The following is a 25,595-nucleotide window of genomic DNA, read 5'->3' on the forward strand; positions in this document are numbered from 1 at the left end:
AGGCTACTCTACCAGCGCCACGGACTGCGCCGCCGGAATGTCGCGCATCCCGAGGCTCTTGCAATCCTGGTTGACGGTCGCGCTGCCGGACCATTGAATTGTGTTGGCGACCACCTGGGTGCAGCCGCTGTTGCCCGAGAAGTTGCCGAGATAATTGACCTGTTGCTTAGGAAAATAGAGCGCGCCGGTCAAAAGCGAGTCCGCCGTGCCGTTGAAGGTGCTCTGGGCCGCGGTCCCCGTCCTGTCGCCATAAAACAGCACCCCGGAATAGGTGCCTGAAGTCGGCGCGCTGAGCTTCACGGAGGCGTTGCCGTTCATGCTGACGGTGTTGCTGCCTTGCATGAAGATGGTAACCCCGGTGCCCAAAATGACCGCACCCGCGTTGATCTTCAAATTGCCCTGCACGACATAGACGCCGGGAGACAGCGTGATGGTGCCGTTAAGGTTCATGCCACCGCAATAGGTCCCGGGCTGGATTGTCTGCGTCGTCTTGTTGCCGTTAATATTCTTGCACGGGTTGCTGGCCGCAGGCGTTGGCAGGTCGGCAAATGGATCGGCGGCAGGCAGTGCCTGGGTGATCGGGGCCTCGCAGACGGTGGTGACGGGATTGCTGAGGGAGACGCCGCCCGCCGATATCAGGCAATCCACCTGGAGGGCCGCCGAGCCCTGAAGCTTGATGGCGTCCGGGGCGTTCGAATTGGACATGATGACGCAGTGTGTGACCTTCACGCTGGTATTGCCGGAAAACAGTACAGCCTGTGGGGCGACCGGATCGAGCGCTTCCATGCAGGCCTTCGAGCCATCGATGATAAGTGCGACCGCCCTCGCCTGCTCGGGAACCGGGGTCTGCGTGAAGATCAAGGTGAACATCCGGTCGAGGTTTTGGCGGACTATGACCTCGACCGCTTTCTTCGCCGTGTTCGGTCCGGACGCCGGCGGCGTATTGACGACGATGGTGCCCGAGCCCAACCCGTTCGTCGCGGCCGACTGGGTCGCGGCCGCGACGATTGTCGGCTTGTTGGAACCCGAGATCTGTTCGAGCGCACCGGCATAGGCGGCGGCATCGGCCGTCGCCTGCAATTTCAGGCTGTTGTAGTACCAATAGGAGGTCTCGACACCGAAGCCTGCGCCGCCGACAACGACCGGCAAGGTCAGAGCAAAAATGGTGGCGACGTTAGCGCCCGTGCTCCGGCGCATGGCGTCCATTACAAGCCGAACACGGGTGAAGCTACTCAAGGCCATGGTTTAAATTAGAAAGCACGCATAGATGAACGAATGGCTAAAAAGTTCGTTGCATTTTTGAGCAGTGGTCCATTGGCTTCAAAAAAGAAGTGTTTCGCTGGCTGACCAACGCGCAAGCGCATCGATGTCTCAGAGTGGGCCACCCCTCAAGGCCGGCGGGAAATTGCCGGATTCGCAGCCGAGACCGCGCGAACAACGACCGGGTCTCCGAAAAACACACCGGAGTAAGTGTATTTACAAATTACTGATGCATGTGTGGAGGATGGAGGTTCAGGATTTGCTTCAAGCGGAAAGAATTGGCATCGACTCCGAGGCCGTATCAGCCAACATCTCTCGCTGCACGGCCAGGAAAAACCTGCGCACTTCATCGCCGGCTGCTGTTCTGTCCCTGCCGGATCCGACCACAAGATCGAGCAACTCCGACGCCTTGGCTCTCCAGAACGAGGTGGCGGTCTCGCCATGCAGGTTGCCGAGCTTGGCGGCAACCTCTCTAACCAAGAATACCTGACGGTCGATCGGGAATGCACGGACTTTTTCTGGGGACATCTTCCAAACCATGAGACTGACGCAACGAATCACCATCGCCAACAAGCAATGGCGTAGCCGGGAAGGTGGAAACGGAAGCTTAACGGCGCTGACGTAGGTGCTGCGGTCGTCGGGGACGAAAGGGCGCAGCCCTACGCTCACGACATCGCCGCGTGCGTTCAAACGCGATCGTTGACGTAGGAATCGGGGCAGGCGAAACGGGCGACGGCCCTCAGGCCTGGAGCGCCCTCGCCTCACCGCCGCGCTTGCGCGGCGTCATCATGTCCCTGGCCATCAGTCCACTGGCGCGGCAAAACGCCATGAACGCCCGGCAGGCATCCTCGGTCTTGACCACCTCCACCGTGGCGCCAAAGCAGGCGTTGAACGCTTTCTGATAGATCGGGCCCTGACGGCGCGCAGGCCAGTCCTGGAGAAAATCGAGCGCCTGTTCGACGCCATAGATCTCCTCGACTGGCAGACCGGATCCAGGCGCTATGCGCACCGGCACCTCGAATTGCAGTCTATCCATTTCCTGTCTCCCGAACGGCGTCGCCGAGGCAACGCCGTTCGTCGTCAAAAGTTGCTTTGACCGGCTTTTGGCTCAGAAATGTGTCGTCACTTGGGTCGCGGGCCGCCACATCGCGCCAAAGAAATCGCGCATCCGAGATCTGTCCTGGGTGCCATATGCTCACTGGTTCGCCGAATCCGTCTCCGCGTCGAAGGCCATGCGAATGGCGGTGATCAGTACAAATACCGTCGGCACGGCGAAGATGCCGCCGAGAACAAGGGCCGCCATCGCCGACAGGCCGAGCGTCTCGGCAACCGCCCAATAGACGGTTCCGATGCAGATGAGCGCCTGGACGGAGAGAAACATGGCAGCCGAGGCCGCGCGCGACAGGGTTTTGAAAGTCTTGATGCGTTGTTGCATTGAAATAATCCGGAAATGACGCGCCGCGCGACCGCTGCGCGGCCGACAGCCGCCGCACGATCACGACGCAACAGGAATAACGAATGAGGTAAAGGGTACGGTCCTGGACCGCTCAGGCCGTGATGGTCGGCGGTGCGCGCGGCTGATTGGTGCTCGCCCCGGGAACCGGAGCGGCCCCATATCCCGAAACCATCGCTCTTTGCGATGTCCGTTCGGCCCAAAGAAAAACAGCGTCGGGGACCGGAAGCGCGGGATGGCCGCCGGCGAACTTGACCAGGAGCGGACGGCCGGCACGAACTTCCAGCGCTTGCGCCTTGCCGGTGACACGCAGCAGCGCCGCCACCTCGCCCGACCGCTCGACACCGACACTGGCACCGCTTGGCGCAGACCCCGCAAAGCCTGACGCCGCCGGCAGGCCGAAGCACAGCATCGCCAGCAGCACCATGCCCATCAGGCATGAGCACGCTGCCGTCAGCGGCGCTTCAGGCCATCCGGTTTGCCTGGCCGCCGCGAAGGGACGCGATCTCGAAAACATCACCCGCCCTAACGCACCATGGCCAGAAAGGGAAGCAAACCGGGCAAAAACCGGCAAGACATCGCCCATGCGAGGCAAATATCCGGAAGCGCGCGGCCGCATCAGACAGTTCTTCCTTGAACCTTTTGCCCTCAAGTGCCAAATCTGGGGAAATTCTCACGCTGGCTCTCCTGCAGAGCCCTACCCGCTACACGGACAAAATGGTCACCTATCTCGACGCCGCCACGGCCCCGCTCAGAAATACCGGCCAGATCCGCCTCTATGGCGAGGACGGCTTTGCCGGCATGCGCAAGGCATGCGATCTCACCGCACGCTGCCTCGACGAGCTGGTGCCGATGGTCCAGCCCGGCGTCACCACCGAAGCAATAGACCGCTTCGTCTTCGAATTCGGCATGGACCACGGCGCGCTACCGGCGACGCTCAACTATCGCGGCTACACGAAATCGTCCTGCACCTCGATCAATCATGTCGTCTGCCATGGCATTCCCGACAACAAGCCGCTCAAGGATGGCGACATCGTCAACATCGACGTCACCTACATCCTCGACGGCTGGCACGGCGATTCCTCGCGCATGTATCCGGTCGGCACGATCAAGCGCGCCGCCGAGCGCCTGCTCGAAGTCACGCATGAATGCCTGATGCGCGGCATAGCGGCGGTCAGGCCCGGCGCTCGCACCGGCGCCATCGGCGCCGCCATCCAGACCTTTGCCGAAGGCGAGCGCTGCTCGGTGGTGCGCGACTTCTGCGGCCACGGCGTCGGCCAGCTTTTCCATGACGCACCGAACATCCTGCACTATGGCAGCGCCAATGAGGGCGTAGAGATGCGGCCTGGCATGATCTTCACCATCGAGCCGATGATCAATCTGGGCAGGCCGCATGTGAAGGTTCTGTCGGACGGCTGGACCGCGGTGACGCGCGACCGCTCGCTGTCGGCGCAGTACGAGCACACGATCGGCGTGACCGACACAGGGTGCGAGATTTTCACGCTGTCGCCCAAAAAGCTCGATCGCCCCGGCCTGCCGGCCTAGCGGCGCATCTACCCGGCAGGAGGCCGTCTATGCCGACTGCACGCCTGCGGCATTCGGCAGGTCGATGGTGACGACCAGTCCGCTGGGCTGGTTGTCCTCCAATTCGATCCTACCGCCGTGACCCTGGACGATGTCGGCAACGATCGACAGGCCCAGACCGAAGCCATGCTTCGATGCAATACCGCGCGACGCATCTTCCTTGAAGAATGGTTCGAAAACACGGGCGCGTGCCGTCATCGGAATACCCGGCCCATCATCCCCTACCGTGATGCGCGCCGCCGTGCCGGTCGCCGTCAAGGCGACCGTGACATTGCCAGCGAATTTGACCCCGTTGTCGCAAAGATTGGCGATGGCACGCGCCAATGCATTGGGCTTGCACCAGCCCAGGAGCCGGTCCGGCCCGGAATATGAGACAGGAAATCCGACATCGGAGAATTCGGCGCAGACGGTTTGCAGAACGCTGGCAATGTCGGCGCGCTGCAGCTTCTCCGTCGAAACATCGTTGCGCAGATAGGTCAGGGTCTCGTCGATCAAGATTTCGATGTGCTGGACATCGGACAGGATTGCGGTTCGGATTGGGCCATCATCCATACGCTCGGCGCGAAGCCGCAGCCGCGTCAACGGCGTGCGCAGATCATGACTGACGCTGCGCAACATGCGCGTGCGATTTTCGATCATCGTGCGGATGCGCGTCCTCATCCTGTTCAGGGCGCGCGCCAAGCCCACCATTTCAATGGAACCGTGTTCGACGAAGAGCTGTTCGCCATTCTCGATCTCGGCCGAACCGACTGCTGCCGAGATGCGCTTCAATGGATCCGTCACGGCCCAAACCGCAAACAGCCAGATCAGCACGGGCAAGGCGACGAAAGCCATGAACCTGTAGAACGAGGCACGGACGAGGCCCGATGTCAGCCAGGAATCGGGCATGCCGAAATGGGCCAGGACGTCCTGCTGGTCCAGGTCGATGACAAACGCGTATCGGCCGCCGATCCTTAGCCAGCGTCCATCAACCGTCCCCCTGTCGATTCGCAAAAGCCATTCGACACTTCGCCATTGCAGATAGGACTGGGGAATGCCGCGTATCTGCTCCTTGGGCAATATCTCGAAATCAAAGCCGGCCCGCGTTGCTGTCGCCAGAATTGCCCCACGCGCCTCCGCCGGCGTTTCTTGCAACAAGGCAGCAACAACGGCCGCACGCCTTGCGTTATCTTCCGCGGCGGGAAGGTCGACGTTCTCCATGAAACTCTCGACGACCGAACCGACGAACATGATCACGATCACCGCGATGAAAATGATCGCCACAAACTGCCCACGCACGGACTGTGGCAAGAAACGGCGGATGAAACCCTTCATGCTTCCTCCACCGTCGCGGTGAAGATGTAGCCACCCAACCGAACGGTCCTCAAAAGCACCGGATCGCGCGCATCCTTTTCGATCTTCCTGCGGATTCGACTGATATGGACATCGACGCTACGCTCGATCGGCCCCGCGAGCCCGGCATGGGTTACGCCCAGAAGCTCCTCGCGAGAGAGAACCCGTCCTGCATTGCGACAAAACGCAAGCAACAGGTCGAATTCATGCGTCGTGGTCGTAACCCGCGCATTGTTGGGGTCATGCAATTGCCGTCGTATGGGATCGAGGCGCCAGCCGTTGAAACGAAGCACCTTCGACCAGTCCCGCTCGTCTGGAGTATAGGCTGTACGGCGCAGCAGCGCCCGTATCCTGGCCGTCAGTTCGCGCGCGCTGAACGGTTTCGTCACATAGTCGTCGGCGCCGATTTCCAGCCCGAAGATGCGGTCGATTTCCTCGCCGAGCGCGGTCAGCATCAGGATCGGAATGTTGGTTCCGGCACGAAGACGGCGGCAGATGTTGAGACCATTTTCGCCCGGCAGCATGACATCGAGCACGATGAGATCGAATTTCTGGTTGCGAAGCGCGGCATTCATCTGGACGCCGCTCTCGGCAATTTCCACGATCATGCCGTTGTCGGTGAGCGTCTCGCCCAGCATCCGTGCGATCTCAAGATCGTCTTCGACAATGAGGATGCGCGAACCTTGCCTTGCCGACCTGGATTCGGCGCTCAAATCGCTTTGGTGCCGTTGCTGTGCCATTCCGGAGTTTGTCTAGCCTGCATTTGGTGCCTGGGTAGGCGTCAGAACCGATATCCGACGAGAAGCATCCCTGAAGGCTGGATCTTTTCGACGACAACAGGACTGTCGGCAGCGTCACCCAAAAGAACACCGACCCCCGCTTCGCCGCGCACCATCCAGCTCTCGTCAAGCATATATGTGGCGGAAATCGAAAAATCGGCGTGCTTCAAACCGGCGCCGGCATCATAGCGCGCCAGCCCCGAGCGAGCCGATTGTTCGGGCGTGACGCCAAAATAGGCCTGCATGTAATTTTCGTCGGCAAAGACGGCGGACGCGCTGGCGCCGATCATCAACGATTGAGACAGAGGCCGGGTCACCTCGATCCCCACCCTGCCCTCCAGGCCATCGCTGCCGCCGATGGTCTTGTCCAGCTGCGCGAATATTTCGGCTGGACCGAACTTCGCCGCTGCCTTCGCGCCGACCGTCGCGCCCATGTCGACATCCCCCAAGCCGCGCAGATGGTCGGAGTCGTCTTCCTTGCGGCCCATCTCATAGCCAAGCCGCGCGCTGAACGCGAACGGTCCTTGTCCATAGACGGCGATGTTGGCACCTGTCGGATCGATCGTCACCGTGTCGAGGAATGTCGCCGTGACGAAAGGCACCGGCATGATCTTGAACTCATCGCTGCCCTCGTATTTGGGGACGATGATGGCCCCGCCGCCGAGCACGACATGCCAGTCGGCCAGCTTCTGTTCGAAACGCCCGAAACGGGAAGGCTCGGGCGGCAGGGTAAAATCATCGGAATTCACGGCAATGGCGTCTGCCGCCAGCGCGCCCTCCGAATGCGTCGAAAGCAGGATTGCCATGGCCGCGAGAGATGCCCGGCCGGCAAATAGTCCAGAGTCGATTTTGGCGAACATGCGCGCTCCAGTATAGCGAGGCCACGAGCCTCCGATGGCGCCAACATGTCAGGTGAAAGTGGCCGCATGCGTTAAGTGATGTTAAGTTTTGTTGCGCAATCGTGGTTTCATCTTGCCGTATAGGGAAGCCATAGACTGACAGCGGGAGCTGCCACGATCTGCCGTGGATCGTCTCGCGATCGGGGAACAGAACTGTTTCAATCCCGGCCAGAACAGTTCTAATGTCTGTGCTGGAGCAATGTAGGCGGTGTATGGGGAACACAAGCGACGACGACGAGCGGAGTTTCTTCTCCGAAGCGCCGATGCGGCCTGCGGCGAAAGCCAAGGCGACGCTCGACGAAAAGCCGCATTACCTCGGCCATCGCGACCGCTTGCGCGAGCGCTTTGCCCTGGCGGGGCCGGATGCCCTGCCCGATTACGAACTTCTGGAACTTCTGCTCTTTCGCCTGATCCCTCGTGCCGACACCAAACCGGCGGCCAAGGCGCTGCTGGCACGCTTCGGCACGCTGGCCGAAGTGCTCGGGGCGCCGGTTGGCCTCCTGCAGGAAGTCAAGGGCATTGGCCCTGCGGTGGCGCTCGATCTCAAGATCGTCGCGGCAACCGCGCAGCGCATGGCGCGCGGAGAGGTGCAGAGTCGCGAAGTCCTCTCGTCCTGGACGCAGCTTCTTGCCTATTGCCGGTCGGTCATGGCCTTCGAGGCGCGCGAGCAGTTCCGCATCCTGTTCCTCGACAAGAAGAACGCGCTGATCGCCGACGAGGTTCAGCAGACAGGCACCGTCGACCATACGCCCGTCTACCCGCGCGAGGTGGTCAGGCGCGCCCTCGAACTCTCGGCCACCGCCATCATCCTGGTCCACAATCACCCGTCAGGCGACCCCACACCCTCACGAGCCGATATCGAAATGACGAAGGAGATCATCGAGGCGGGCAAGCGGCTGGGCATCGCGGTGCACGACCACATCATCATCGGGCGCAAGGGATACGCCAGCATGAAGGGCCTGTTGCTGATCTGACGGGCCGGGGGCATGCCACGACCGCCCGATCAAGCCCGGGCGATCGAATGAAGTGCAGGAAATTCGCTTGCACAATCTTTTGCCAAAAAATTTGAAAATTGTTCAATCTTGGAAAGAGGATCCCAGTATCCGCTATTTCTGGATTAATCTTCCAATCTAGAAGAATTCTCTCTTTGATTTTTAGAAGATAATTCCGTTGAGGCATCGCATTTTCGCTGCTACCGTTTTGAAACGCTTCAATTGGAACTCCGCCATTGCAACGCAAGCGCCCGACCATAGCGGATGTCGCACGAACCGCCGATGTCTCCATCGGCACGGTGTCGAACTTCATCAATGGAACGGCCAGCCTGAGGGAAGGCACGCGCGACCGCATCGAGAAGGCGGTTGCCGCGCTGATGTATCGGCCGAGCTCCTTTGCGCGCTCACTGCCGGGCCGCGCGCCACACAGGCCAAAGAACCTCGATCACCTGCCAAGACTTCTGGTCGCCGGCAGGGTGAGTGTCGACTTCCTGTGCCGCGTCGACGTGCTGCCGCATCGCGACGACCGGATCACCGCCAGCCACATCGACAAGGCGCTGGGTGGCCCCGCCGCCAATCTCGCGGTTGCCGCCGCCGGCATCGGAGCACCCTACGCGCTGGACGTTGAACTGGCGACAGCGGTTGGCCAGGATCCAGAGAGCGATTGGGCGCTCGGCGCGCTTTCGAAACTGGGTGTCCACGCCTTGCCGATCCGCAACACGCCCAACAACCGACTCTCCCAGGCGATCGTGATCATCGAGCGCAACGGCAGCCGGACGATCATCAGCGAACCGTTCGAGCTTGGCGAGGTCGACCTGACAGCCAATCTGGATATCCAGCCCGAGCAACGTCCGGCCTGCCTTCATATCGAAGGCTTTCACTACGAGACGATGACCGCCTCCATCGCGCGCTTTCATCACGCAGGCTGGAAGGTGAGCCTGCATTCGGCCGGCCTTCCCAAAAGCGCACGCACGCCGGAAACCTTCTCGCAGATGGTCAAACAGATCGATCTGACCTTCATCAACGATGTGATGATACGGGAGATCTTCGACTTTCGCAGCCGCATGGCGACGACGATCGAAGAGGTGCGGCTGATGCTGTCACGCATCAAACAACGGGGAACGGTCGTGCTCACCCTCGGCGAGTTCGGCGCCGTCGTTTTTCCGGCGAATGGCGGTCCGCAGATCGAGGTGCCGGCGCTGCCGGTCAATCGCGTCGACGCGACGGGCGCCGGCGACAGCTTTGCCGGCATCTTCCTTGCCCTTTGGCTGCATGGCGCGTCGCTGGGCGACGCCGCGCGCTACGCGGCGATCGGGGCGAGCCTGACGACAACGGTCGAAGGCGCGCAGGGTTACATCGCAGACTTTGCCACGCTGAAGGCTGCGGCCCTGGCGAACAATGCCGTGATGGCCAGTTGAAACAATGGCTTATCGACGTTTCGACCCGGCGCGGAAAACCGCATCAACCGACGAAATCAGGAGAGTATGATCATAGCGAAAACAAAAGTCCTTCTTGTCGGCGAAAGCTGGGTGAGTTCGGCGACCCACTACAAGGGGTTCGACCAGTTCGGCAGCGTCACCTTTCACCTGGGCGCAACACCCCTGGTGGACGCCTTGAAGGGCAGCGAATTCGATCTCGACTACATGCCCGCTCACGAGGCCGTCGAGAAGCTGCCTTTCACCATGGAAGGGCTGTCGCAATACAGGGCGATCATCCTGTCCGACATTGGCGCGAATTCGCTCCTGCTCCACCCCGATGTCTGGCTCCACGGCAAAACGGTTCCCAACCGGCTCAAGCTGCTGCGCGACTGGACGCTGGCCGGCGGCGGCCTGATCATGATCGGCGGCTATTTCAGCTTCCAGGGCATTGACGGCAAGGCGCGCTGGCATCGCACGGCGGTCGAGGAGGCGCTGCCGGTGACCTGCCTTCCCAACGATGACCGGCTCGAAATTCCGGAGGGCTTTCGTCCTGAGATCACTGGTTCCAGAGACCACCCGCTTTTTGCCGGCATCGAGGGCGAATGGCCGCTGCTGCTCGGTGCCAACGAGGTCATCGCCCGTGATCGCGACGATGTCGAGGTCCTGGCACGGCTGCCGCAGGACCAGGGCGGCCATCCCCTGCTGGTCACCGGGCGCCATGGCGAAGGGCGTACGCTGGTCTGGACGTCGGACATCGGTCCTCACTGGCTGCCGAACAGTTTTGTCGAATGGCCTGGCTACGCGAGGCTTTGGACCAACGTGCTGCGCTGGGTCAGCAACGCCTAGCGGTCCGCAATCGTCGGGGAACCCGTCATGACAGAGCCCTTTCTTGTCGCCAGAAACATCGCCAAGCGCTTCGGCGCTCTGACCGCGCTGGCAAATGTCGATCTGGAGATCCGCTCCGGCGAGGTGCTGGCGCTTCTCGGCGATAATGGCGCCGGCAAATCGACCTTCATCAAGATCCTGGCAGGCGCTCATCCGCCCAGTGGTGGGGAGCTTGTGATCGAGGGCAATCCGGTCGCCTTTCACTCGCCCAAGGATGCCGCGGCATCGGGGATCGCGACGATCTTTCAGGAACTGGCGCTTTCGGAGAACCTGTCGATCGCAGAAAACGTCTTTCTCGGCCGTGAATTGAAACGCTCCATTTTGGGCATTCCGTTCCTGAAGCGCAAAGAAATGCGCCAGCGCGTCGACGGCCTGCTGAAGGAGCTCGATGCTCATATTTCCGATCCAGAAGCGCCTGTTGGCAGTCTGTCGGGCGGGCAACGCCAGGCCGTCGCAATCTGCCGGGCGCTCAATCTGAATGCCAGGCTGGTCATCATGGATGAGCCGACTGCGGCCCTTGCCGTTGCCGAAACGCGCAAGGTCCTGGCGCTGACACGGCGGCTTGCCGCGCGCGGCTGTGCCGTTGTGCTCATCAGCCACAACATTTCCGAGGTCTTCGAGGTCGCCGACCGCATCGTGGTGTTCCGGCGCGGCCGCAAGGTGGCCGAACGGCTGGCTGCCGATACCGATCACGAGGAAGTCGTTTCGCTCATAACAGGCGCTCATCCCGACGTGCGGGCGCTTGAAAAAACAAACTGAAACGCACGTCATTTCCAGAGAGGTTCAAACACAATGCTTTCACAGTTCAAGAAAGTGCTCGCCGCATCCGCACTGTCACTCGCCATTGCAACCGCGGCGCATGCCGCGGACAAACACAAGGTCGCCTTCGTTCCGCAATTGATCGGCATCCCTTACTTCAACGCCATGGAAGCCGGCGGCAATCGCGCCGCCAAGGATCTCGGCGTCGATTTCATCTATTCCGGTCCCGTCGACACCAATCCGGTCGACCAGTTGCAGATCGTCCAGAACCTGATCGATCAGGGCGTCGAGGCGATCTCGGTCAGCGTCCTCGATGCCTCCAGCATCGCACCCGTGGTCGAGAGCGCCAAGGCGAAAGGCATCAAGCTGTTCACCAGTGACAGCGACGCGCCCGACAGCGGCCGCGCCGTCTATGTGGCGCAGGCGACCGACGAAGGCCTCGGCACAACCATTGTCGACGAACTCGTCAAGCGCGTCGGCGAGGACGCAACCATCGGCATCGTCTCCGGCGAGGCAACGGCGTCCAATCTCAACGCCTGGATCGGCTTCATGCAGAAGCAAGCCACCGCCAAATATCCGAAGCTGAAGCTGCTCGCGCCGCAATTCGCCGGCGGCACCGCCGAACGCGCCGCGCAAATATCAGGCGATCTGATGGCGGCCAACCCGGACATCAAGGCCATCATCGCCGTCGCCTCCTCGACATGCCCGGGCGTAGCCCAGGCCATCGAAACCGCAGGCAAGATCGGCTCGGTCATCGGTGCCGGCTATTGCAGCCCGAACACGGCACGGTCCTACCTGAAGAGCGGAGCCTTCGGCTTCACCGTGCTCTGGGATCCCGAGCAACTCGGCTATCTCACGGTCTGGGCCGGCAAACAGCTGATCGACGGCAAGAGCTTCGAAGCGGAAAACAAGGTCGCCGGCCTGGAAAAGCCAGTCACCTATGATGCCGCCAAGGGCATTTTGCTTCTCGGGCCGCCGGCTGTCTTCACCAAGGACAATGTCGACAAGTTCAACTTCTGAGCTCTGAGATGAACGTAGTGCGGCAGTTTGGAAACGGTGTCTTCTCCATGAACGGGCGGGAGTGGTCTCTGCTTGTCGCCTGTTTGCTGGCGATCGTCATCTTTTCTGTCGCATCGCCGCACTACGCGACATCAGGCAATGCAGCCACGGTCTTGCGCAACAGCGTCGAACTGCTGCTGATCGGCCTTGGCATGACCCTGCTGCTCGCCATGGGCGGCATCGATGTCTCGATCGGCATCGTCATGGGTCTGGCGGCGATCGCCATCGGGCGCGTGCTCGGCGCCGGCGGCAATCCGCTGCTGGCGCTCATTGCAGGCCCTTTGGTCGGTGCGCTGCTGGGATGCGTGACCGCCGCCGTCGTTGTCCTCGGCCGCGTTCCGGCAATTGTCGGTACACTCGGCCTGCTCGGTGTCTACCGCACCGCCGTCTTCGTACTTCTCGGAGGGCAATGGCTTTCGGGCCTGCCCTCGAGCCTTACATATCTTCTTGCAACCAGCGTGCTCGGCGTCCCCGTCCCTGCCCTGGTGATTGCCGCTGCCTATCTGGCCGTCTGGCTGGCGCTGCGGCGAACCCCTTATGGGCTGCATCTGCTGGCGATCGGCAATTCGGAGGAAAAAGCGCGGCTTTCTGGCATCCCAGTGATCAAGATCCGCTTCACGACCTTCGTCATCAGCGGTGTGCTGACTGGCATTGCCGCCACGTTCTATGTCGCCACCTACCGCAATGTGGAGATGACGATCGGCAGCACGCTGGCGCTCGACGCCATTGCCGCGGTCATTCTTGGCGGCACCAGCATATTGGGCGGCAGATGCAGCCTGATCGGCACCGTGCTCGGCGTGCTTCTGCTTAGAATCCTGCAAAACGGTCTGCTGCTGATCGGTGTCCCCTCCCTTTGGCAGCCTGTCGTCACCGGCGTTCTCATCATCGGCGTGCTTGGCTTCGAAGCTGTTTGCAACCGATTGCCGCTCGGCAGATTTCAACGAGCCCGCGCATGAAAACGCTCCGCAACCTGCAGGGCCCGGCCCTTACCCTGGCTCTGCTCTGTATGCTTTGGCTGATCGTGATTGTCGGCCTGCTGGCGCTCAAGCCTTCTGTCTTCAATCTCGGTACCGTCACCACCATTCTTCAGTTCTCGACGATCCTTGCCCTGGTCGGCCTTGGACAAGGGTTGGTCATCATGGCCGGTGGCGCCGGCATCGACCTCTCGGTCGGCGGTGCGGTCTCGCTGTCCGCCATCGTCGCGATGCTTTGCCTCAAGCTGGGATTGCCGCCGGTCCTGCTGCCCGCCGTCTGCATCCTGGCCGGCGCGATGCTCGGTGCCTTGAACGGATGGCTGGTGAACGGGCTCGCGCTTCTCCCCTTCATCGCGACGCTCGGCACCTTCTTCGTCTATTCCGGCGCTGCACTTGCCATTACCGGCGGCGCGGCCCAAGCCGGCGTGCCCTCCTGGCTGCTTGTGTGGGGGCGCGGCGTCGTCATGGGCATTCCCCTGCCCTTTCTCACCCTTGCCATCCCCTGCTTTGCGCTAGCCGGTTTGGTGCTGCTCTCGACAGCGTGGGGGCGCTGGATCTACGCCATGGGCTTCAACGAACGCTCGGCCAGGCTGGTCGGTATTCCGGTCGATCGCGTTCGCTTGGTCCTCTACGCCTTGAGTGGCGCGCTCGCCGGCGCCGCGGGACTCGTCTCGATCGCCTGGCTCGGCAGCGGCAGGCCCAATATCGGCCAGAACCTCGAACTTGAATCGCTGACTGCCGCCATGCTCGGCGGCATCGCCATCACCGGCGGGCGCGGCGGCGTCGGCGGCGTGTTCGCGGCCGTCCTGCTGCTGGTCACGCTGAAGACCGGCCTTCTGCAATTGAACATCAACACGGTTTGGCAGGTGGGGATTGTCGGCGCCCTTCTGGTTTTTGTCCTTCTCGCCGACCGACTTTCCCAACGTTGGAGATCATGATGCCGTCCATGGAAGAGATCATTGCCGCGCGCGTCGAGGCAAGCGCTGACCGTATCGTCCAAACGCTGAGCGATCTCGTCGCCTTCCCCTCGATCGTGAAATCCGATCCAAAGGAGGCCGGCCCCGGCGAGCGTGATTGCCAGGTCTATCTGCAAAAGCGGATCGAGGCGCTAGGCTTCTCGACCGATCTATGGGACCCGGACGGCCCAGCACTCTACGAAAAATACAAGGGGCGGGCCGGCGCCAACAAAGGCAGGACGTTCGAAGGCCGGCCCAATCTCGGCGGTATCTTGAAGGGCACGGGCGGCGGTCGCTCCATCATGCTGACCGGCCATATCGATGTCGTCCCGCCCGGCGCCGCCGGGCACTGGACGACCGACCCGTTCCAGCCCGTCCTCAAGGACGGATTTCTACACGGCCGTGGTACGGTCGACATGAAAGGCGGCGTCGCCTGCATGCTGATGGCCGTCGAGATCCTGAGGGGACTCGACATTCCCCTGTCCGGAGACGTCGTCTTCACCACCGTCGTCGACGAGGAAATCGGCGGCATGGGGTCGCTGGCCATGGTCGATCGCGGCTTTCACGCCGACGCCGGCATCATGACCGAACCGACCGCGAACAGGATCGCACCGCTCTGTCACGGCATTCTGTGGGGGAAGATCATCATTGACGGCATAGGCGGGCATGCGGAGCTGACGCCCAATGCCTGGTATTCGAGCGGCCCGGTCGATGCCGTCCAGCTTTGCCGGCAGATCCTCGACGGCATCGACATCCTCAACCGGCGCTGGATGTTCGATCCCAGAAAGAACCATCCGTTGATGGACCTGCCCAACCAGATCATCGTCACCCAGATGAGCGCCGGCGAACATCCGTCCTCCATGGCAGGGCGCGGCGAGATCATCATCGACGCCCAGTATCTGCCAAGCGAGCATGACGAGTTCAAACTGGGCGGCAACGTCAAACGCGAAATCGAAGAGCACATCGCCAATGTCTGTCAGGCAGACCCATATCTGCGAAAGCACCCCGCCCGCGTCGAGTGGATCCTCGACGCCGACTGCGCCGAAATCCCGTCGGACAATCCCTTTGTCGGCGTCTTCCAGGAGGCCGTCAAAGAAGCCAATCTCTCGCCGGTCCTGAGTGGCTTTGGCGCGCACAGCGACATCGGCCTGCCGACCGGACTCGGCAACACGCCGACCGTCAATTTCGGTCCCGGCGACCCCGCGCAGGCGCATCAGCCGAACGAACGCGTTTCGGTGCGCGATCTCGTCGATTGCACCAAGGCAATTGCAATTGCCGTCGAAAAATGGTGCCGCTAGCGGGCAGACGATTGGCAGTGCGACAACGCAGCATAGGGGCCATGGCCCTTCGACAGGAGCCGCGGCTTCTGGTCATCGACCGGCGGCGGCACGCCCTCGAGTTCCCGCCATGCGGCAAGTGATCGATCTTTGCCGCACTGCAGGCATGGTTGCGCCCCTGCCTGGTGACGTCGTCGCGTTCTGACACCCGGCGAGCTTGCGCACGTGATTTGAGCTGAACGCCTGTGCAGCAAGCCGTGCCCGTTGCGTCCGTTCACGGCGGATCGGTGTTGCAGCTGCCGGCTACCTGGTTGACCGCTTCGCCGAACCCGGCGAGGTCGAAATCGGCCTCGCCGCGCCCCGCCAGCAGCCCGAACCGCCAGGAAAGCTGGAGCCGGTTCGCGGCGACAAGGCGCCTGATGCCGTCGGCTCCATCGCGCACCAGCATCCGGCCGCGCGGCCCGACCGACCAGCTTTCATCGAACTTGCTCTCCTGATCGACCGTGATCGACATGGTGATCTTGCGGCTGGCCGAAACAGCGTCGTTCAATTGCAGCCATTCAGTCCAATACGGCTCGCCGTTTGCCCGGCAGGCAATCGTCAGGATCGGGCTGTAGCTCAAGGCACCGCCGCCGGTGATCAGCTTGTTGGTGGCATAGAGCGAGGCCGTGACGAGGCCGTCTTCACTCGTGCCGAACCGCCAGTTGTCAGGCACCGTGCCGGCCTGGGCAATGCCGCAGACCGAAACAAGGATCAGCGCGATTACCGAAGCGTGTCCCAATTCGACGAACAGTCTCAACACGCCCTCCAACAACCAAGCGGCTTGCAATAGAAGCGCAGATAATGATCAAAGCTTGGTCGCCACAGGCCATCGCTCGCGAAGCATGGCGGCTGTTGCAGTTTGGCAACGAAAAAGGCCGCCTCGACGGCGGCCTTCCTGTTTCAGCGGAGCGCTGGTGTTATTCGGCGGCCTTCTTCTTCGGCGCGGCCTTCTTCTTGGGCTCTTCCGCGTCGTCGGCCTTCTTCGCGTCGGCCTTCTTGGCGGCGGCTTTCTTCGCCGGCTTCGCCTTGACGGCGGTCTCGTCCTCTTCGTCGTCGGCCATCAGCTCTTCCTTGCTGACCTTGACGTCGGTGACCGAAATCTGACCGAGCAGATGGTCGACCACCTTTTCCTCGAACATCGGTGCCCGCAGCGTGTTCAACGCTTCCGGGTTGTTGCGGTAGAACTCGAAGACTTCCTGCTGCTGATTGCCGGGATAGCGGCGCACCTGCTCGAACAGGCCGCGCTGCAGCTCTTCGTCCGATACGGTCACGCCGGCCTTCTCGCCGATTTCAGCCAGCACCAGGCCGAGGCGCACGCGGCGCTCGGCAAGCCGCAGATACTCGGCACGCGCCTCTTCTTCCGTCGTCTCTTCCTCGGCGAAGGTGCGTCCGGCTGCTTCCAAGTCACGATTGACCTGCGCCCAGATGTTGTTGAACTCGGCATCGACGAGCTTCGATGGCGCCTCGAACGAGTAGGACGCGTCGAGCTGGTCGAGCAGCTGGCGCTTGACCTTCTGGCGCGTCATGGCGCCGAACTGGTTCTCGATCTGGCCGCGTACGACGTCGCGCAGGCGCTCCAGCGACTCCAGGCCGAGGTTCTTGGCGGTCTCGTCGTTGATTTCCAGCGCGCCGGGCTGGGACACTTCCTTGACGGTGACGTCGAAGGTCGCTTCCTTGCCAGCCAGATGCGCGGCCTGGTAGTTTTCCGGGAAAGTCACGGTGACCTGCTTTTCGTCACCGGCCTTGGCGCCGACCAGCTGATCCTCGAAGCCGGGGATGAATTCCTTCGAACCCAACACCAGCGGCTGATCGGTGCCGGCGCCGCCATTGAAGGCCTCGCCGTCGATCTGGCCGACATAGTCGATGGTGACGCGGTCGCCATTGGCGGCCTTGCCGGTCTTCGGCTCATAGCTGCGCGCCGATTCGGCAACGCGCTGAACCTGCTCGTCGATCTCGGTATCCGGAACGTCGAACACCTGGCGTGTCACCTTGATGTCGGAAAAGTCCTTGATCTCGATCGCCGGGATGATCTCGTAGTTGAGGCGGAATTCGAAGTCGGCGCCGCCGGCCAGGATCTTCTCGGCTTCCTTCTCATCCTCGGTCATGATGACTTCGGGCTGCATGGCAGCCTTTTCACCACGCCCGGTAATGATCGAACGGGTCGAATCGTTGAGGATTTCGTTGACCACTTCGGCCATGAACGACTTGCCGTAAACCTTGCGCAGGTGCTGCACCGGCACCTTGCCGGGACGGAAGCCGTTGATGCGGACCTTGTTGCGGGCATCCGAAAGCCGCGCCATCAGCTTGGCTTCCATGTCACCGGCCGGCACGGTGATCTTGATCTCTCGCTTGAGACCGGAGTTGAGCGTTTCGGTGACCTGCATCGTAAAACCTTTGTTTTCACCAATGAGACTGCCACGGCCTCTGCCGTCCACAGCCTGCCGGTATATTCTTGCCGGGAATGGCTTTTGGTACGGAACCTGGCGATTTGACCGAAAACCCGGCTCAAACTCTCCCAAACTGCGTTCCAAAATGTGAATAAGTTCTTGTTTTTCCTACTTCTTATCACATTCTGCAGAAGCGGATCGTCGCGTCCCGTCACATTTGACACGCCTTTTGTCACAGGCGAGGCCAATTTTCAACAGTCTTCGCATTCCGGCGAATAACCAGCATTCGGGCCTGACCACATCTTGTCGCTGACCCACATCTTGTCTCTGACATTGACAGAATGATGGCCACATGGGATTGCCGGTCCATGCGGATGTGGCGGAACTGGTAGACGCCCTGGATTTAGGTTCCAGTGCCGAAAGGCGTGGGGGTTCGAGTCCCTTCATCCGCACCACCCTCGCTCTGCGAGCTTCGGGTGGCGGCCACCGAAGCTCGGTTCAGGCAGCGATCGGATTGAGCTTCAGATGCTGGATCAGAATAATGGTCTTGGCGTCGAGGATACGGCCATCGGCGATGCCGGCCAGGGCCTCGTCGAGCGGCATTTCCAGGACCTCGATGTCCTCGCCCTCTTCTTGCGCGCCGCCGCCGGCCGAGATGCGGTCGGCGGGTGAATAACGGGCGATGAAAAACCAGAGACGTTCGGTGACGCTGCCGGGGCTCATATAGGGCGAAAACAGCCGCTCGACGTTCTGCAGCCGGTAGCCGAGTTCTTCCTCCGCCTCCTTTCGGATGCAGGTTTCGGGATCGTTTTCGTCCAACAGGCCGGCACAGGCCTCGATCAGCGGCTCGCGGTGGCCGGTGACGTAGGCGGGATAGCGGAACTGGCGCACCAGAAGCACGGTCGAACGCAAGGGGTCGTAAGGCAGGATCACCGCGCCATCGCCGCGATCATAGGTCTGGCGGATTTGCGTCTCCCACTGACCGTCGCGCCGACGGTAGTCGAGAACGGTCTTCTTCAGGACGGCCCAGTCGTCGGAGAGGATTTCCTCCGAACGGACGCGAATACGATCTTCCATCGTGGTCTCCATGCAAAAGCGCGTCGCGCTTTATGCTCCTGTTTTATGCGTGTCGTTCTCCCAAACCGGGGCCACTTTTGGGCGCCATGCATTGCCGAGGCCTATCCGCGAACCGGCATTTCGGCAATCCCGTCAGTGATTGGTCCAGAACCCCTTTCACCGCCTCGTGTCTGGCGCAGGCGCCATCGGTCGCCTAAATAGCTGCGAACCCTCCCGGAGTTTCTCATGACATCGTCGCTTTTCCAGTCGATCACCCTCGACGGCCTCACCATTCCCAACCGCATCGCCGTCGCGCCGATGTGCCAGTATTCCGCCGACGACGGCTCGGCCAGTGACTGGCATCTCCATCACTGGATGAATCTCGCAATGTCCGGTGCCGGCATGGTCACAGTCGAGATGACCGATGTCGAGCGGCGCGGGCGTATTACCCATGGCTGCCTCGGCCTTTATTCCGAAGACAATGAAGCCGCCGCCCGCCGCGCACTGAACGCCGCACGACGCGTCGCCGCACCCGGCACGAAATTCGGCTCCCAACTCGCCCATGCCGGCCGCAAGGCTTCGAACCGCAAGCCGTGGGAAGGCGGCGGGCCACTGCAGCCAAACGAGGATCCCTGGCAGACCGTTTCCGCCTCGGCCATCCCCTACGACACCGGCTGGAACGTGCCGCACGCACTGGAGGACGAGGAGATCCTGCAGCTCATCGAACGCTTCGCCGAAGCCGCAAGGCGGGCCGAACGCGCCGGCTTCGATTTCATCGAACTGCACGCCGCGCATGGCTATTTGATCTTCCAGTTCCTGTCGCCCTTGTCCAACCAGCGCACGGACCGCTGGGGCGGCTCGCTGGAAAACCGCATGCGTCTTGCCGTCGAAATCGCCAAGGCGGTGCGCAAGGCTACGCCAAAGCTGATGCTCGGCGCGCGGCTGTCGGTGATGGATTGGGTCGATGGCGGCTTCGACGTGGCGGACGCGATCGAAGTGGCCAAAGCGCTCAAGGACGAGGGCGTTGCCTATCTCTGCTGCTCGAGCGGCGGCAATTCGCCGTTGCAGAAATTGCCCACCGGCCCCGGCTATCAGGTGCATCTGGCGGAGGCGGTGCGCAAGGGTGCTGATATTCCGACCCGTGCCGTCGGCCTGATCGACGACCCCAAGCAGGCCGAAGCGATCCTCACCGAGGGCCGCGCCGACATGGTGGCGCTGGCGCGGGCCTTCCTGGCTGATCCGCGCTGGGGATGGCGTGCGGCGGCGACATTCAGCGAAACGATCCACCCGGCGCCGCAGCTTGCCCGTTCGGTGACCACGATGCAGCACTGGATGAAGGCGGTGGGCTGAACGGTCCGCTCTCCCGACACGCGCCCTCCTGTCTCCAGACAGCTTGACGGTGCTTCGCAGCTATTCCGTCCGCAAGCTGTTGGGTGGGACGAGGCTGCGGCGGGCGTGGCCGGGCGTGGGAGAAAACTGTTCAGGGCATGCTTGCCGGTTGCGGCGCTGACCGCAGGTGTAGAACCTTCAAACAGCCTCTGAGACGTTTGGGCGCAGGCTGACGGCCATGGTTGCAACCAATTTGGCTGCTTTGCGTTGCGGCCATGATGGACAACAAACTTTTTGAAGTGCCGGTCGTCGTCGAACTTGGCCACGTCGGCAAATATCGCCACATCCGCAGCGCCCAGGAGGCCGCGGAGTGCCTGATGACGGTGTGGCCGCTCAATCGCGGCCCGCGCCATCGTGATGCCCTCGACACTTGCCTCAAAGTGCTGGAAGGTTATCGTTCGACAGCAGATGCGCGCCGGGCGCTGATTGAAGCCGCCAAGGAATCGGAAGTGCTGGTGCCCGACGACAGACTGCCCGACGACCGGCTGCATTGAGCAGACGGACCTTTCAACCGGAGGTTTTCCATGGCGAAGCTGACTTACAAGATCGTCGAGCATGACGGCGGCTGGGCCTACAAGGTCGGAGCGACCTTTTCCGAGACGTTCCCCACGCATCAGGACGCATTGCGCGCAGCCGAAATCGCCTCGGCCGAGCAGCAGGTCGCCGGAGCGACCGACGGCATCCAGTATGAGGACGCCGAAGGCAAATGGCACGAGGAACTGGCCGACGGCCGCGACCGGCCGCAGACAGAAGTCTCAGATTAATTCCGGTATAGCGCTTGATGTTGAGCGGTCCGATAGGGCGCCGACCGCAGCGCCGTCCGGAGAAAGGACGCGCCAGCGGCCAGCGGCTGTCCTTGCGGACTAGCCCTCGAACATGGCTTTCCAGAAAGTCGGTATCCGCTTTTCGGAAATCGCGTTCTGACTATTTGCCGCAATACTGATCGTTGACGTTTTGCCCTGCGTTTGCGTCCGGGCCTGGCGTGTTGTGGGCACATGGGCCTATTGCGCCGGTATTGCCTTGGGTGTTCAACCCGGAGCCGTCACTGATGCTTCCCGTGGTATAGGGGTCGACAGTTGTCTGGTCGCTGTTGCCGAACAGCCACCAGTCACGATTGTTGGAATACCTGTCGTCCAATGACTGCGCCATCGCCGATGTTGCGAGACCGATCGTCAGAACAGATGCTGCGAGAATTTTTGTAACCATTGAATCACTCCGTATCTTAGCCGCCTTGGTGCGACACTCATAAAACCCGGTAGTCAGCCGAATGGTTCCTTGAAATTGTCGTGAAGCTCAGTTGAGGCCCTGACCAGCAAAGCCCGGCCGGCGATGGCTCGATGAATGCGGCGGTTCGCTCCGGGATCACGAATTGCGGCATGTGCCCTATTCCCTCGACCAGTTCGAACCTAGATCCTTGACCTCATCGGCTCGCCTTGGCGGCGCGAAGATGACATTGCGGCCACCGTCGCGCCGCGCTATCTCAGACCACTCGCCTTCCCAGGCCACTCGCCTTGCCGGAGCCTTCCATGCCTGAAATCGTGACCGCCGCCATGCTCGTCATCGGCGATGAGATTCTGTCCGGCCGCACCAAGGACAAGAACATCGGCCATCTCGCCGACATCATGACGGCGATCGGCATCGACCTGAAGGAAGTGCGCATCGTCCCTGACGAGGAAGACGAGATCATCGCCGCGGTGAACGCCGTGCGCGCCCGCTACACCTATGTGTTCACCACCGGCGGCATCGGCCCGACGCATGACGACATCACGGCCGATTCCATTTCCAAGGCTTTTGGCGTGCCTTGCGAATACGATGCCAAGGCCTATGCGATGCTGGAGGCGAGCTATGCCGCGCGCGGCATCGAATACACGCAGGCCCGCAAGCGCATGGCACGGATGCCGCGCGGCGCCGATCTCATCGACAATCCGGTGTCGGTCGCGCCTGGCTTCCGCATCGGCAACGTCCACGTCATGGCCGGCGTGCCATCGATTTTCCAAGCCATGCTCGACAATGTCGTGCCGACGCTGAAGGCCGGCACGAAGATGCTGTCGGCGACCGTGCCCTGCCCGTTCGGCGAAGGCCTCATCGGCGGGCCGCTGGGTGATATCCAGAAAGCGCATCCCGATACGATCATCGGCTCCTACCCGAAATATGGCGATGGCAAGTTCTGGACCGAGTTGGTCGTGCGTGCCCGCAGCCAGGAGGCGCTGGACGCCGCCCGCGCCGATGTCGAGGCAATGGTCGCGGGGTTCGCCGACAATCCCGGCTGATCTGAGCCAGACCGGAACCAAGCACGACGCTGCAACGTTTCCCCGGCACGAGTTCGCTAGCTCGTAGATTGAGGGATCATCATGCGATTCAAAACCATCGTCGCCATTCTGCAGAACGAGCAGGACGCCGAGCGCGTGCTCGACTGCGCCATTCCGCTCGCCACCCGGTTTCAGAGCCATCTGGTCGGCATCCACGCCGAAACGCTTCCCGTGCCCTACACCTCCGCCACAGGCTTTCCCGACACCGAATTCCTGCAGGTTTCGGCAGATATGAACCGGGAACGGGCCGAGAAGTTGAGGACGCTGTTTCTCAGGCATATCGAGGATTCCGGTCTTTCCTTCGAGTGGCGAAGCCTGGAAAGCTTTTCGGGTGACAGCGCGCTGACCGGGATTTCGAGCGTGCGGGCCGCCGACCTGATCATAGCGGCGCAGCGCGAAACGGGCGGCGATTCCAGTGCGGACGTAGACACGCTGGTCTACGATGCCGGCCGGCCGGTGCTGGTGGTGCCGCACGAGGGTCCGCTGATCACCACCTTCAAACGCGTCTTGCTCGCCTGGAACGGAAGCAAGGAAGCGGCACGCGCCGCCTTCGACGCGCTGCCCTTCATCATCGAAGCCGAGAAGACCGACATATTGGTTATCGACCCTCCTGAAACGCTCGACGACAGCCCGGAGGCCGCCGGCGCCGAAATCGCGTCGGCGCTATCGCGCCACGGCGCCACCGTCAGCGTCTCGGTGCAGCAGTCGGGCGGCAGTTCGGTCGATGACATCATCCAGACCAGGATCGCGGAAACCGGCGCCGATCTGCTGGTGCTCGGCGCCTACAGCCACTCATGGCTGCGTCAGCTTCTGTTCGGCGGCGTGACGCGCAGCGTGCTGCGCACCGCGCCGGTGGCAGCCTTCCTGTCGCGGTAGGTCCACAGCGATCGCTGGCCCTTGCCTTTGCCAAGGCCCTTACTCTTGCCAAGATGGGGGCTTTCCAGCTAATTCCGCGCGCATTCCCCTGTTTTCCTGCGCGCGATCCCCGCGTGCTGTGGAGTGCGCGACATGTCCCTTCCCGAAAAAGCCTTTCCGGTCTCCTGGGACCAGTTCCATCGCGACGCCCGGGCGCTCGCCTGGCGGCTTGCCGGCGCCAACAAGGGACAATGGAAAGCGATCGTCTGCATCACGCGAGGCGGGCTGGTCCCCGCGGCGATCATCTCGCGTGAACTCGGCATCCGTGTCATCGAGACGGTCTGCGTCGCCTCCTATCACGACTATACCAGCCAGGGGCAGCTGCAGGTCCTCAAGGAGATCACCCCTGCCCTGCTCGCCGAAGACGGCGCCGGCGTGCTGATCATCGATGACCTGACCGACACCGGCAAGACGGCGGGCATCGTGCGCGCGATGATGCCCAAGGCGCATTTCGCCACCGTCTACGCCAAGCCGAAAGGCCGGCCGCTGGTCGATACTTTCGTCACCGAAGTCAGCCAGGACACCTGGATCTATTTCCCGTGGGACATGGGCTTCACCTACCAGAAGCCGATCGCCGACGACCACGCGGGCTGATTCGAACTACCTGCCTGTTACAGACCGGCAGCTTGCACTGGGGATGATTTGCTTTCGCAAACAGGTCCGGCAGGGCCGGATATTTTGTGAAATCGACGTCTATCGGCGGAAATCGGCCAGGCGAATGAAATTTTTTACTTTTATTGCCGACAATTAGCCGTAAGATTCGTGAGACGGCAAACGATTCCGGAGGCTGGGGCTAGCTTCTTCGATGTTGACGAGGCCAACGACACACAATCATCTGGCCGAAAGGGTCCGACGGCTCTTCGGCACGGCGCCGTGCCGCCTGCAGGTTGCCGCCCTGCCCTGGCGCGACACGGGAGACGGCGTCGAGATCATGCTGATCACCAGCCGCGATACGGGTCGATGGGTGTTGCCCAAGGGCTGGCCCGAGGCCAGGGAGCCGCTCTGCGAGGCCGCGGCGCGCGAAGCCGGCGAGGAGGCCGGGCTGCGCGGTCGTGTCTCTCATCTTGAAGCCGGCCGTTACTTCTACGCCAAGGTACTGGCTTCCGGCGAAGAAGTGCCGTGCGAGGTCCTGGTGTTTCCGCTGCATGTCGACAAAGTCGCGGACCGCTGGAAGGAAAAACACTCACGCACCCGCAAATGGGTCCGCGCAAGCGAAGCGGTGCGCATGGTCAACGAACCCGACCTTTGCCAGATCATCGCCTATTTCTGCGCCGACCCGCACAGCTTCTCCTGACGGGCGGCCACACCGCGCTCTTTGCAAAACGGGACTGGCTTGCAAGGGCTGGACATGCGTTGGCGCGTATCGACATGAATGCTTTGCTAAGGAATCAAGGATAGGATTCGGCAGCTCTGGTATTTTTGATCGATGGCGAATCCCGCAAATCCAATTCCAAACGAGTCCGACGAGCCCCAGCGCGAGCGTCGTCCGCGCGTGCTCAAGGGCGGGTCGATCATCACCGGAATTTCGAATTCGGAAGTGGGCTGCACGCTGCGCAATCAGCACGACGGCGGCGCCGAACTGAAGATACCGCTCGAAGCCCGGGTCCCAGATCGCTTCCTTCTCTATGTGCCGCTCGACGGCATTGCCTATCGTTGCGAGGTCCGCTGGCGACGCAACGACCGTATCGGGGTGCAGTTCACCGGCACCGAGCCAAAACCCCGGCTGCATTACGGCTGACGCCCGGGCAAGCTTGCGCGCGGAAAATCGTGATCCGCGCCTGCATTCTATCCCCGTTATCCACATATGTGACACACAAGATGTTGGGGTCACAAAAGCTACGCAAACGAATCCTTGACGGCGCAAAACGAG

At 61.8% G+C, this 25,595-nt stretch carries 29 protein-coding genes and 1 tRNA gene; 18 read left to right on the forward strand and 12 right to left on the reverse strand.

From position 1 onward, the window contains the following. Nucleotides 1-3: 3 nt before the first annotated feature. From NKJ00_RS14740 to NKJ00_RS14760, 5 genes are all read right to left on the reverse strand, one after another. Nucleotides 4-1,197: a pilus assembly protein TadG-related protein gene (locus NKJ00_RS14740; RefSeq protein WP_502895804.1), complete on the reverse strand. Its 1,194-nt coding sequence runs from the start codon at nt 1,195-1,197 to the stop codon at nt 4-6. A 327-nt stretch (nt 1,198-1,524) separates the two neighbouring features. Beyond that, nucleotides 1,525-1,950 (reverse strand): DUF6074 family protein, encoded by a 426-nt coding sequence (locus tag NKJ00_RS14745; RefSeq protein ID WP_352555237.1) that lies wholly within the window; start codon nt 1,948-1,950, stop codon nt 1,525-1,527. A gap of 49 nt (nt 1,951-1,999) precedes the next feature. After that, the gene (locus NKJ00_RS14750; RefSeq protein WP_128303352.1) at nt 2,000-2,296 is read right to left on the reverse strand and encodes a DUF982 domain-containing protein; all 297 of its coding nucleotides are present in this window, start codon (nt 2,294-2,296) and stop codon (nt 2,000-2,002) included. Nucleotides 2,297-2,455: 159 nt separating this feature from the next. After that, nucleotides 2,456-2,695: a hypothetical protein gene (locus tag NKJ00_RS14755; protein ID WP_023810458.1), complete on the reverse strand. Its 240-nt coding sequence runs from the start codon at nt 2,693-2,695 to the stop codon at nt 2,456-2,458. A gap of 112 nt (nt 2,696-2,807) precedes the next feature. Beyond that, nucleotides 2,808-3,230, reverse strand: coding sequence for a hypothetical protein (locus NKJ00_RS14760; protein WP_023810457.1), 423 nt, complete (start codon nt 3,228-3,230; stop codon nt 2,808-2,810). Nucleotides 3,231-3,430: 200 nt separating this feature from the next. On the opposite strand from NKJ00_RS14760, the gene map reads away from it, so the two are divergent. Next, entirely contained in the window at nt 3,431-4,258 is an 828-nt protein-coding gene (gene map, locus NKJ00_RS14765) for a type I methionyl aminopeptidase (protein ID WP_013532002.1), read from the forward strand. A 27-nt stretch (nt 4,259-4,285) separates the two neighbouring features. On the opposite strand, the gene NKJ00_RS14770 is transcribed toward map, so the two are convergent. The 3 genes from NKJ00_RS14770 to NKJ00_RS14780 are packed head-to-tail and all read right to left on the reverse strand — an operon-like array spanning nt 4,286 to nt 7,268. Beyond that, nucleotides 4,286-5,611 (reverse strand): sensor histidine kinase, encoded by a 1,326-nt coding sequence (locus NKJ00_RS14770; protein WP_352630195.1) that lies wholly within the window; start codon nt 5,609-5,611, stop codon nt 4,286-4,288. After that, on the reverse strand, nt 5,608-6,369 hold the full coding sequence (locus tag NKJ00_RS14775) for a response regulator (protein WP_031212976.1): 762 nt from the start codon (nt 6,367-6,369) through the stop codon (nt 5,608-5,610). Before NKJ00_RS14775 ends, NKJ00_RS14770 begins: the two co-directional genes overlap by 4 nt. A gap of 41 nt (nt 6,370-6,410) precedes the next feature. Continuing rightward, nucleotides 6,411-7,268 (reverse strand): MipA/OmpV family protein, encoded by an 858-nt coding sequence (locus NKJ00_RS14780; RefSeq protein ID WP_352610657.1) that lies wholly within the window; start codon nt 7,266-7,268, stop codon nt 6,411-6,413. A 251-nt stretch (nt 7,269-7,519) separates the two neighbouring features. On the opposite strand from NKJ00_RS14780, the gene radC reads away from it, so the two are divergent. The 8 genes from radC to NKJ00_RS14820 all read left to right on the forward strand — a co-directional run bounded on the left by radC (nt 7,520) and on the right by NKJ00_RS14820 (nt 15,648). After that, nucleotides 7,520-8,281 carry a RadC family protein gene (radC, locus tag NKJ00_RS14785; RefSeq protein ID WP_023810452.1) on the forward strand — a complete coding sequence of 254 codons (762 nt, stop codon included), beginning with the start codon at nt 7,520-7,522 and terminating at the stop codon, nt 8,279-8,281. 254 nt (nt 8,282-8,535) lie between these two features. Beyond that, on the forward strand, nt 8,536-9,717 hold the full coding sequence (locus NKJ00_RS14790) for a carbohydrate kinase family protein (protein ID WP_352610656.1): 1,182 nt from the start codon (nt 8,536-8,538) through the stop codon (nt 9,715-9,717). Nucleotides 9,718-9,783: 66 nt separating this feature from the next. Next, a complete protein-coding gene (locus NKJ00_RS14795) occupies nt 9,784-10,563 on the forward strand; it encodes a glutamine amidotransferase (RefSeq protein WP_352610654.1) in 780 nt (259 codons plus the stop codon). A 27-nt stretch (nt 10,564-10,590) separates the two neighbouring features. Beyond that, nucleotides 10,591-11,361, forward strand: coding sequence for an ATP-binding cassette domain-containing protein (locus NKJ00_RS14800; RefSeq protein ID WP_023810449.1), 771 nt, complete (start codon nt 10,591-10,593; stop codon nt 11,359-11,361). Between the two features lie 33 nt (nt 11,362-11,394). After that, nucleotides 11,395-12,381: an autoinducer 2 ABC transporter substrate-binding protein gene (locus tag NKJ00_RS14805; RefSeq protein WP_027036878.1), complete on the forward strand. Its 987-nt coding sequence runs from the start codon at nt 11,395-11,397 to the stop codon at nt 12,379-12,381. Nucleotides 12,382-12,428: 47 nt separating this feature from the next. Then, entirely contained in the window at nt 12,429-13,376 is a 948-nt protein-coding gene (locus tag NKJ00_RS14810) for an ABC transporter permease (protein WP_352610650.1), read from the forward strand. Continuing rightward, nucleotides 13,373-14,332, forward strand: a complete 960-nt coding sequence (locus NKJ00_RS14815) for an ABC transporter permease (protein WP_352555247.1) — start codon at nt 13,373-13,375, stop codon at nt 14,330-14,332. Before NKJ00_RS14810 ends, NKJ00_RS14815 begins: the two co-directional genes overlap by 4 nt. Continuing rightward, nucleotides 14,332-15,648, forward strand: coding sequence for a M20 family metallopeptidase (locus NKJ00_RS14820; RefSeq protein ID WP_352630198.1), 1,317 nt, complete (start codon nt 14,332-14,334; stop codon nt 15,646-15,648). Before NKJ00_RS14815 ends, NKJ00_RS14820 begins: the two co-directional genes overlap by 1 nt. A 253-nt stretch (nt 15,649-15,901) precedes the next feature. Here NKJ00_RS14820 and NKJ00_RS14825 read toward each other — a convergent pair whose 3' ends face one another. Both NKJ00_RS14825 and tig read right to left on the reverse strand, forming a co-directional pair. After that, nucleotides 15,902-16,426 (reverse strand): hypothetical protein, encoded by a 525-nt coding sequence (locus NKJ00_RS14825; protein WP_352610645.1) that lies wholly within the window; start codon nt 16,424-16,426, stop codon nt 15,902-15,904. A gap of 160 nt (nt 16,427-16,586) precedes the next feature. Further along, nucleotides 16,587-18,053: a trigger factor gene (gene tig / locus NKJ00_RS14830; RefSeq protein WP_352630200.1), complete on the reverse strand. Its 1,467-nt coding sequence runs from the start codon at nt 18,051-18,053 to the stop codon at nt 16,587-16,589. 373 nt (nt 18,054-18,426) lie between these two features. On the opposite strand from tig, the gene NKJ00_RS14835 reads away from it, so the two are divergent. Continuing rightward, nucleotides 18,427-18,511 (forward strand) — tRNA-Leu (locus tag NKJ00_RS14835). A 43-nt stretch (nt 18,512-18,554) separates the two neighbouring features. Here NKJ00_RS14835 and NKJ00_RS14840 read toward each other — a convergent pair. Beyond that, on the reverse strand, nt 18,555-19,133 hold the full coding sequence (locus tag NKJ00_RS14840) for an NUDIX domain-containing protein (RefSeq protein WP_352555253.1): 579 nt from the start codon (nt 19,131-19,133) through the stop codon (nt 18,555-18,557). A 225-nt stretch (nt 19,134-19,358) separates the two neighbouring features. Between NKJ00_RS14840 and NKJ00_RS14845 the strand changes: the two genes are divergently transcribed. The 3 genes from NKJ00_RS14845 to NKJ00_RS14855 all read left to right on the forward strand — a co-directional run bounded on the left by NKJ00_RS14845 (nt 19,359) and on the right by NKJ00_RS14855 (nt 21,265). Next, nucleotides 19,359-20,462 (forward strand): NADH:flavin oxidoreductase/NADH oxidase, encoded by a 1,104-nt coding sequence (locus NKJ00_RS14845; protein ID WP_352630202.1) that lies wholly within the window; start codon nt 19,359-19,361, stop codon nt 20,460-20,462. 254 nt (nt 20,463-20,716) lie between these two features. Next, on the forward strand, nt 20,717-20,995 hold the full coding sequence (locus NKJ00_RS14850; RefSeq protein ID WP_352630204.1) for a DUF982 domain-containing protein: 279 nt from the start codon (nt 20,717-20,719) through the stop codon (nt 20,993-20,995). Between the two features lie 30 nt (nt 20,996-21,025). Further along, nucleotides 21,026-21,265: a DUF2188 domain-containing protein gene (locus NKJ00_RS14855; RefSeq protein WP_013532013.1), complete on the forward strand. Its 240-nt coding sequence runs from the start codon at nt 21,026-21,028 to the stop codon at nt 21,263-21,265. A 160-nt stretch (nt 21,266-21,425) separates the two neighbouring features. Here the strand turns inward: NKJ00_RS14855 and NKJ00_RS14860 are convergent, their stop codons facing one another. Next, nucleotides 21,426-21,707, reverse strand: coding sequence for a hypothetical protein (locus NKJ00_RS14860; protein WP_352610642.1), 282 nt, complete (start codon nt 21,705-21,707; stop codon nt 21,426-21,428). Nucleotides 21,708-22,027: 320 nt separating this feature from the next. Here NKJ00_RS14860 and NKJ00_RS14865 point away from each other — a divergent pair, with 320 nt between their 5' ends. From NKJ00_RS14865 to NKJ00_RS14885, 5 genes are all read left to right on the forward strand, one after another. Next, nucleotides 22,028-22,771, forward strand: coding sequence for a competence/damage-inducible protein A (locus tag NKJ00_RS14865; RefSeq protein WP_352630206.1), 744 nt, complete (start codon nt 22,028-22,030; stop codon nt 22,769-22,771). Between the two features lie 81 nt (nt 22,772-22,852). Further along, the gene (locus NKJ00_RS14870) at nt 22,853-23,686 is read left to right on the forward strand and encodes a universal stress protein (RefSeq protein ID WP_023810436.1); all 834 of its coding nucleotides are present in this window, start codon (nt 22,853-22,855) and stop codon (nt 23,684-23,686) included. A gap of 132 nt (nt 23,687-23,818) precedes the next feature. Beyond that, on the forward strand, nt 23,819-24,319 hold the full coding sequence (gpt, locus tag NKJ00_RS14875) for a xanthine phosphoribosyltransferase (protein ID WP_057145797.1): 501 nt from the start codon (nt 23,819-23,821) through the stop codon (nt 24,317-24,319). 211 nt (nt 24,320-24,530) lie between these two features. Continuing rightward, the gene (locus NKJ00_RS14880; RefSeq protein ID WP_023810435.1) at nt 24,531-25,019 is read left to right on the forward strand and encodes an NUDIX hydrolase; all 489 of its coding nucleotides are present in this window, start codon (nt 24,531-24,533) and stop codon (nt 25,017-25,019) included. Nucleotides 25,020-25,151: 132 nt separating this feature from the next. Further along, nucleotides 25,152-25,463, forward strand: a complete 312-nt coding sequence (locus NKJ00_RS14885) for a PilZ domain-containing protein (RefSeq protein WP_023810434.1) — start codon at nt 25,152-25,154, stop codon at nt 25,461-25,463. The last annotated feature ends 132 nt before the right edge of the window (nt 25,464-25,595 follow it).

The organism is Mesorhizobium sp. M0227, assembly GCF_040321855.1.
GTDB lineage: Bacteria > Pseudomonadota > Alphaproteobacteria > Rhizobiales > Rhizobiaceae > Mesorhizobium.

Coding starts and splice junctions, on each gene's coding strand:
- NKJ00_RS14740 (WP_502895804.1), bottom strand. CDS start 1,197: ATGCGCCGGAGCACGGGCGCTAACGTCGCCACCATTTTTGCTCTGACC.
- NKJ00_RS14750 (WP_128303352.1), bottom strand. CDS start 2,296: ATGGATAGACTGCAATTCGAGGTGCCGGTGCGCATAGCGCCTGGATCC.
- NKJ00_RS14755 (WP_023810458.1), bottom strand. CDS start 2,695: ATGCAACAACGCATCAAGACTTTCAAAACCCTGTCGCGCGCGGCCTCG.
- NKJ00_RS14760 (WP_023810457.1), bottom strand. CDS start 3,230: ATGTTTTCGAGATCGCGTCCCTTCGCGGCGGCCAGGCAAACCGGATGG.
- map (WP_013532002.1), top strand. CDS start 3,431: ATGGTCACCTATCTCGACGCCGCCACGGCCCCGCTCAGAAATACCGGC.
- NKJ00_RS14770 (WP_352630195.1), bottom strand. CDS start 5,611: ATGAAGGGTTTCATCCGCCGTTTCTTGCCACAGTCCGTGCGTGGGCAG.
- NKJ00_RS14775 (WP_031212976.1), bottom strand. CDS start 6,369: ATGGCACAGCAACGGCACCAAAGCGATTTGAGCGCCGAATCCAGGTCG.
- NKJ00_RS14780 (WP_352610657.1), bottom strand. CDS start 7,268: ATGTTCGCCAAAATCGACTCTGGACTATTTGCCGGCCGGGCATCTCTC.
- radC (WP_023810452.1), top strand. CDS start 7,520: ATGGGGAACACAAGCGACGACGACGAGCGGAGTTTCTTCTCCGAAGCG.
- NKJ00_RS14795 (WP_352610654.1), top strand. CDS start 9,784: ATGATCATAGCGAAAACAAAAGTCCTTCTTGTCGGCGAAAGCTGGGTG.
- NKJ00_RS14800 (WP_023810449.1), top strand. CDS start 10,591: ATGACAGAGCCCTTTCTTGTCGCCAGAAACATCGCCAAGCGCTTCGGC.
- NKJ00_RS14805 (WP_027036878.1), top strand. CDS start 11,395: ATGCTTTCACAGTTCAAGAAAGTGCTCGCCGCATCCGCACTGTCACTC.
- NKJ00_RS14810 (WP_352610650.1), top strand. CDS start 12,429: ATGAACGGGCGGGAGTGGTCTCTGCTTGTCGCCTGTTTGCTGGCGATC.
- NKJ00_RS14815 (WP_352555247.1), top strand. CDS start 13,373: ATGAAAACGCTCCGCAACCTGCAGGGCCCGGCCCTTACCCTGGCTCTG.
- NKJ00_RS14820 (WP_352630198.1), top strand. CDS start 14,332: ATGCCGTCCATGGAAGAGATCATTGCCGCGCGCGTCGAGGCAAGCGCT.
- tig (WP_352630200.1), bottom strand. CDS start 18,053: ATGCAGGTCACCGAAACGCTCAACTCCGGTCTCAAGCGAGAGATCAAG.
- NKJ00_RS14840 (WP_352555253.1), bottom strand. CDS start 19,133: ATGGAAGATCGTATTCGCGTCCGTTCGGAGGAAATCCTCTCCGACGAC.
- NKJ00_RS14845 (WP_352630202.1), top strand. CDS start 19,359: ATGACATCGTCGCTTTTCCAGTCGATCACCCTCGACGGCCTCACCATT.
- NKJ00_RS14850 (WP_352630204.1), top strand. CDS start 20,717: ATGATGGACAACAAACTTTTTGAAGTGCCGGTCGTCGTCGAACTTGGC.
- NKJ00_RS14855 (WP_013532013.1), top strand. CDS start 21,026: ATGGCGAAGCTGACTTACAAGATCGTCGAGCATGACGGCGGCTGGGCC.
- NKJ00_RS14860 (WP_352610642.1), bottom strand. CDS start 21,707: ATGGTTACAAAAATTCTCGCAGCATCTGTTCTGACGATCGGTCTCGCA.
- NKJ00_RS14865 (WP_352630206.1), top strand. CDS start 22,028: ATGCCTGAAATCGTGACCGCCGCCATGCTCGTCATCGGCGATGAGATT.
- NKJ00_RS14870 (WP_023810436.1), top strand. CDS start 22,853: ATGCGATTCAAAACCATCGTCGCCATTCTGCAGAACGAGCAGGACGCC.
- gpt (WP_057145797.1), top strand. CDS start 23,819: ATGTCCCTTCCCGAAAAAGCCTTTCCGGTCTCCTGGGACCAGTTCCAT.
- NKJ00_RS14880 (WP_023810435.1), top strand. CDS start 24,531: ATGTTGACGAGGCCAACGACACACAATCATCTGGCCGAAAGGGTCCGA.
- NKJ00_RS14885 (WP_023810434.1), top strand. CDS start 25,152: ATGGCGAATCCCGCAAATCCAATTCCAAACGAGTCCGACGAGCCCCAG.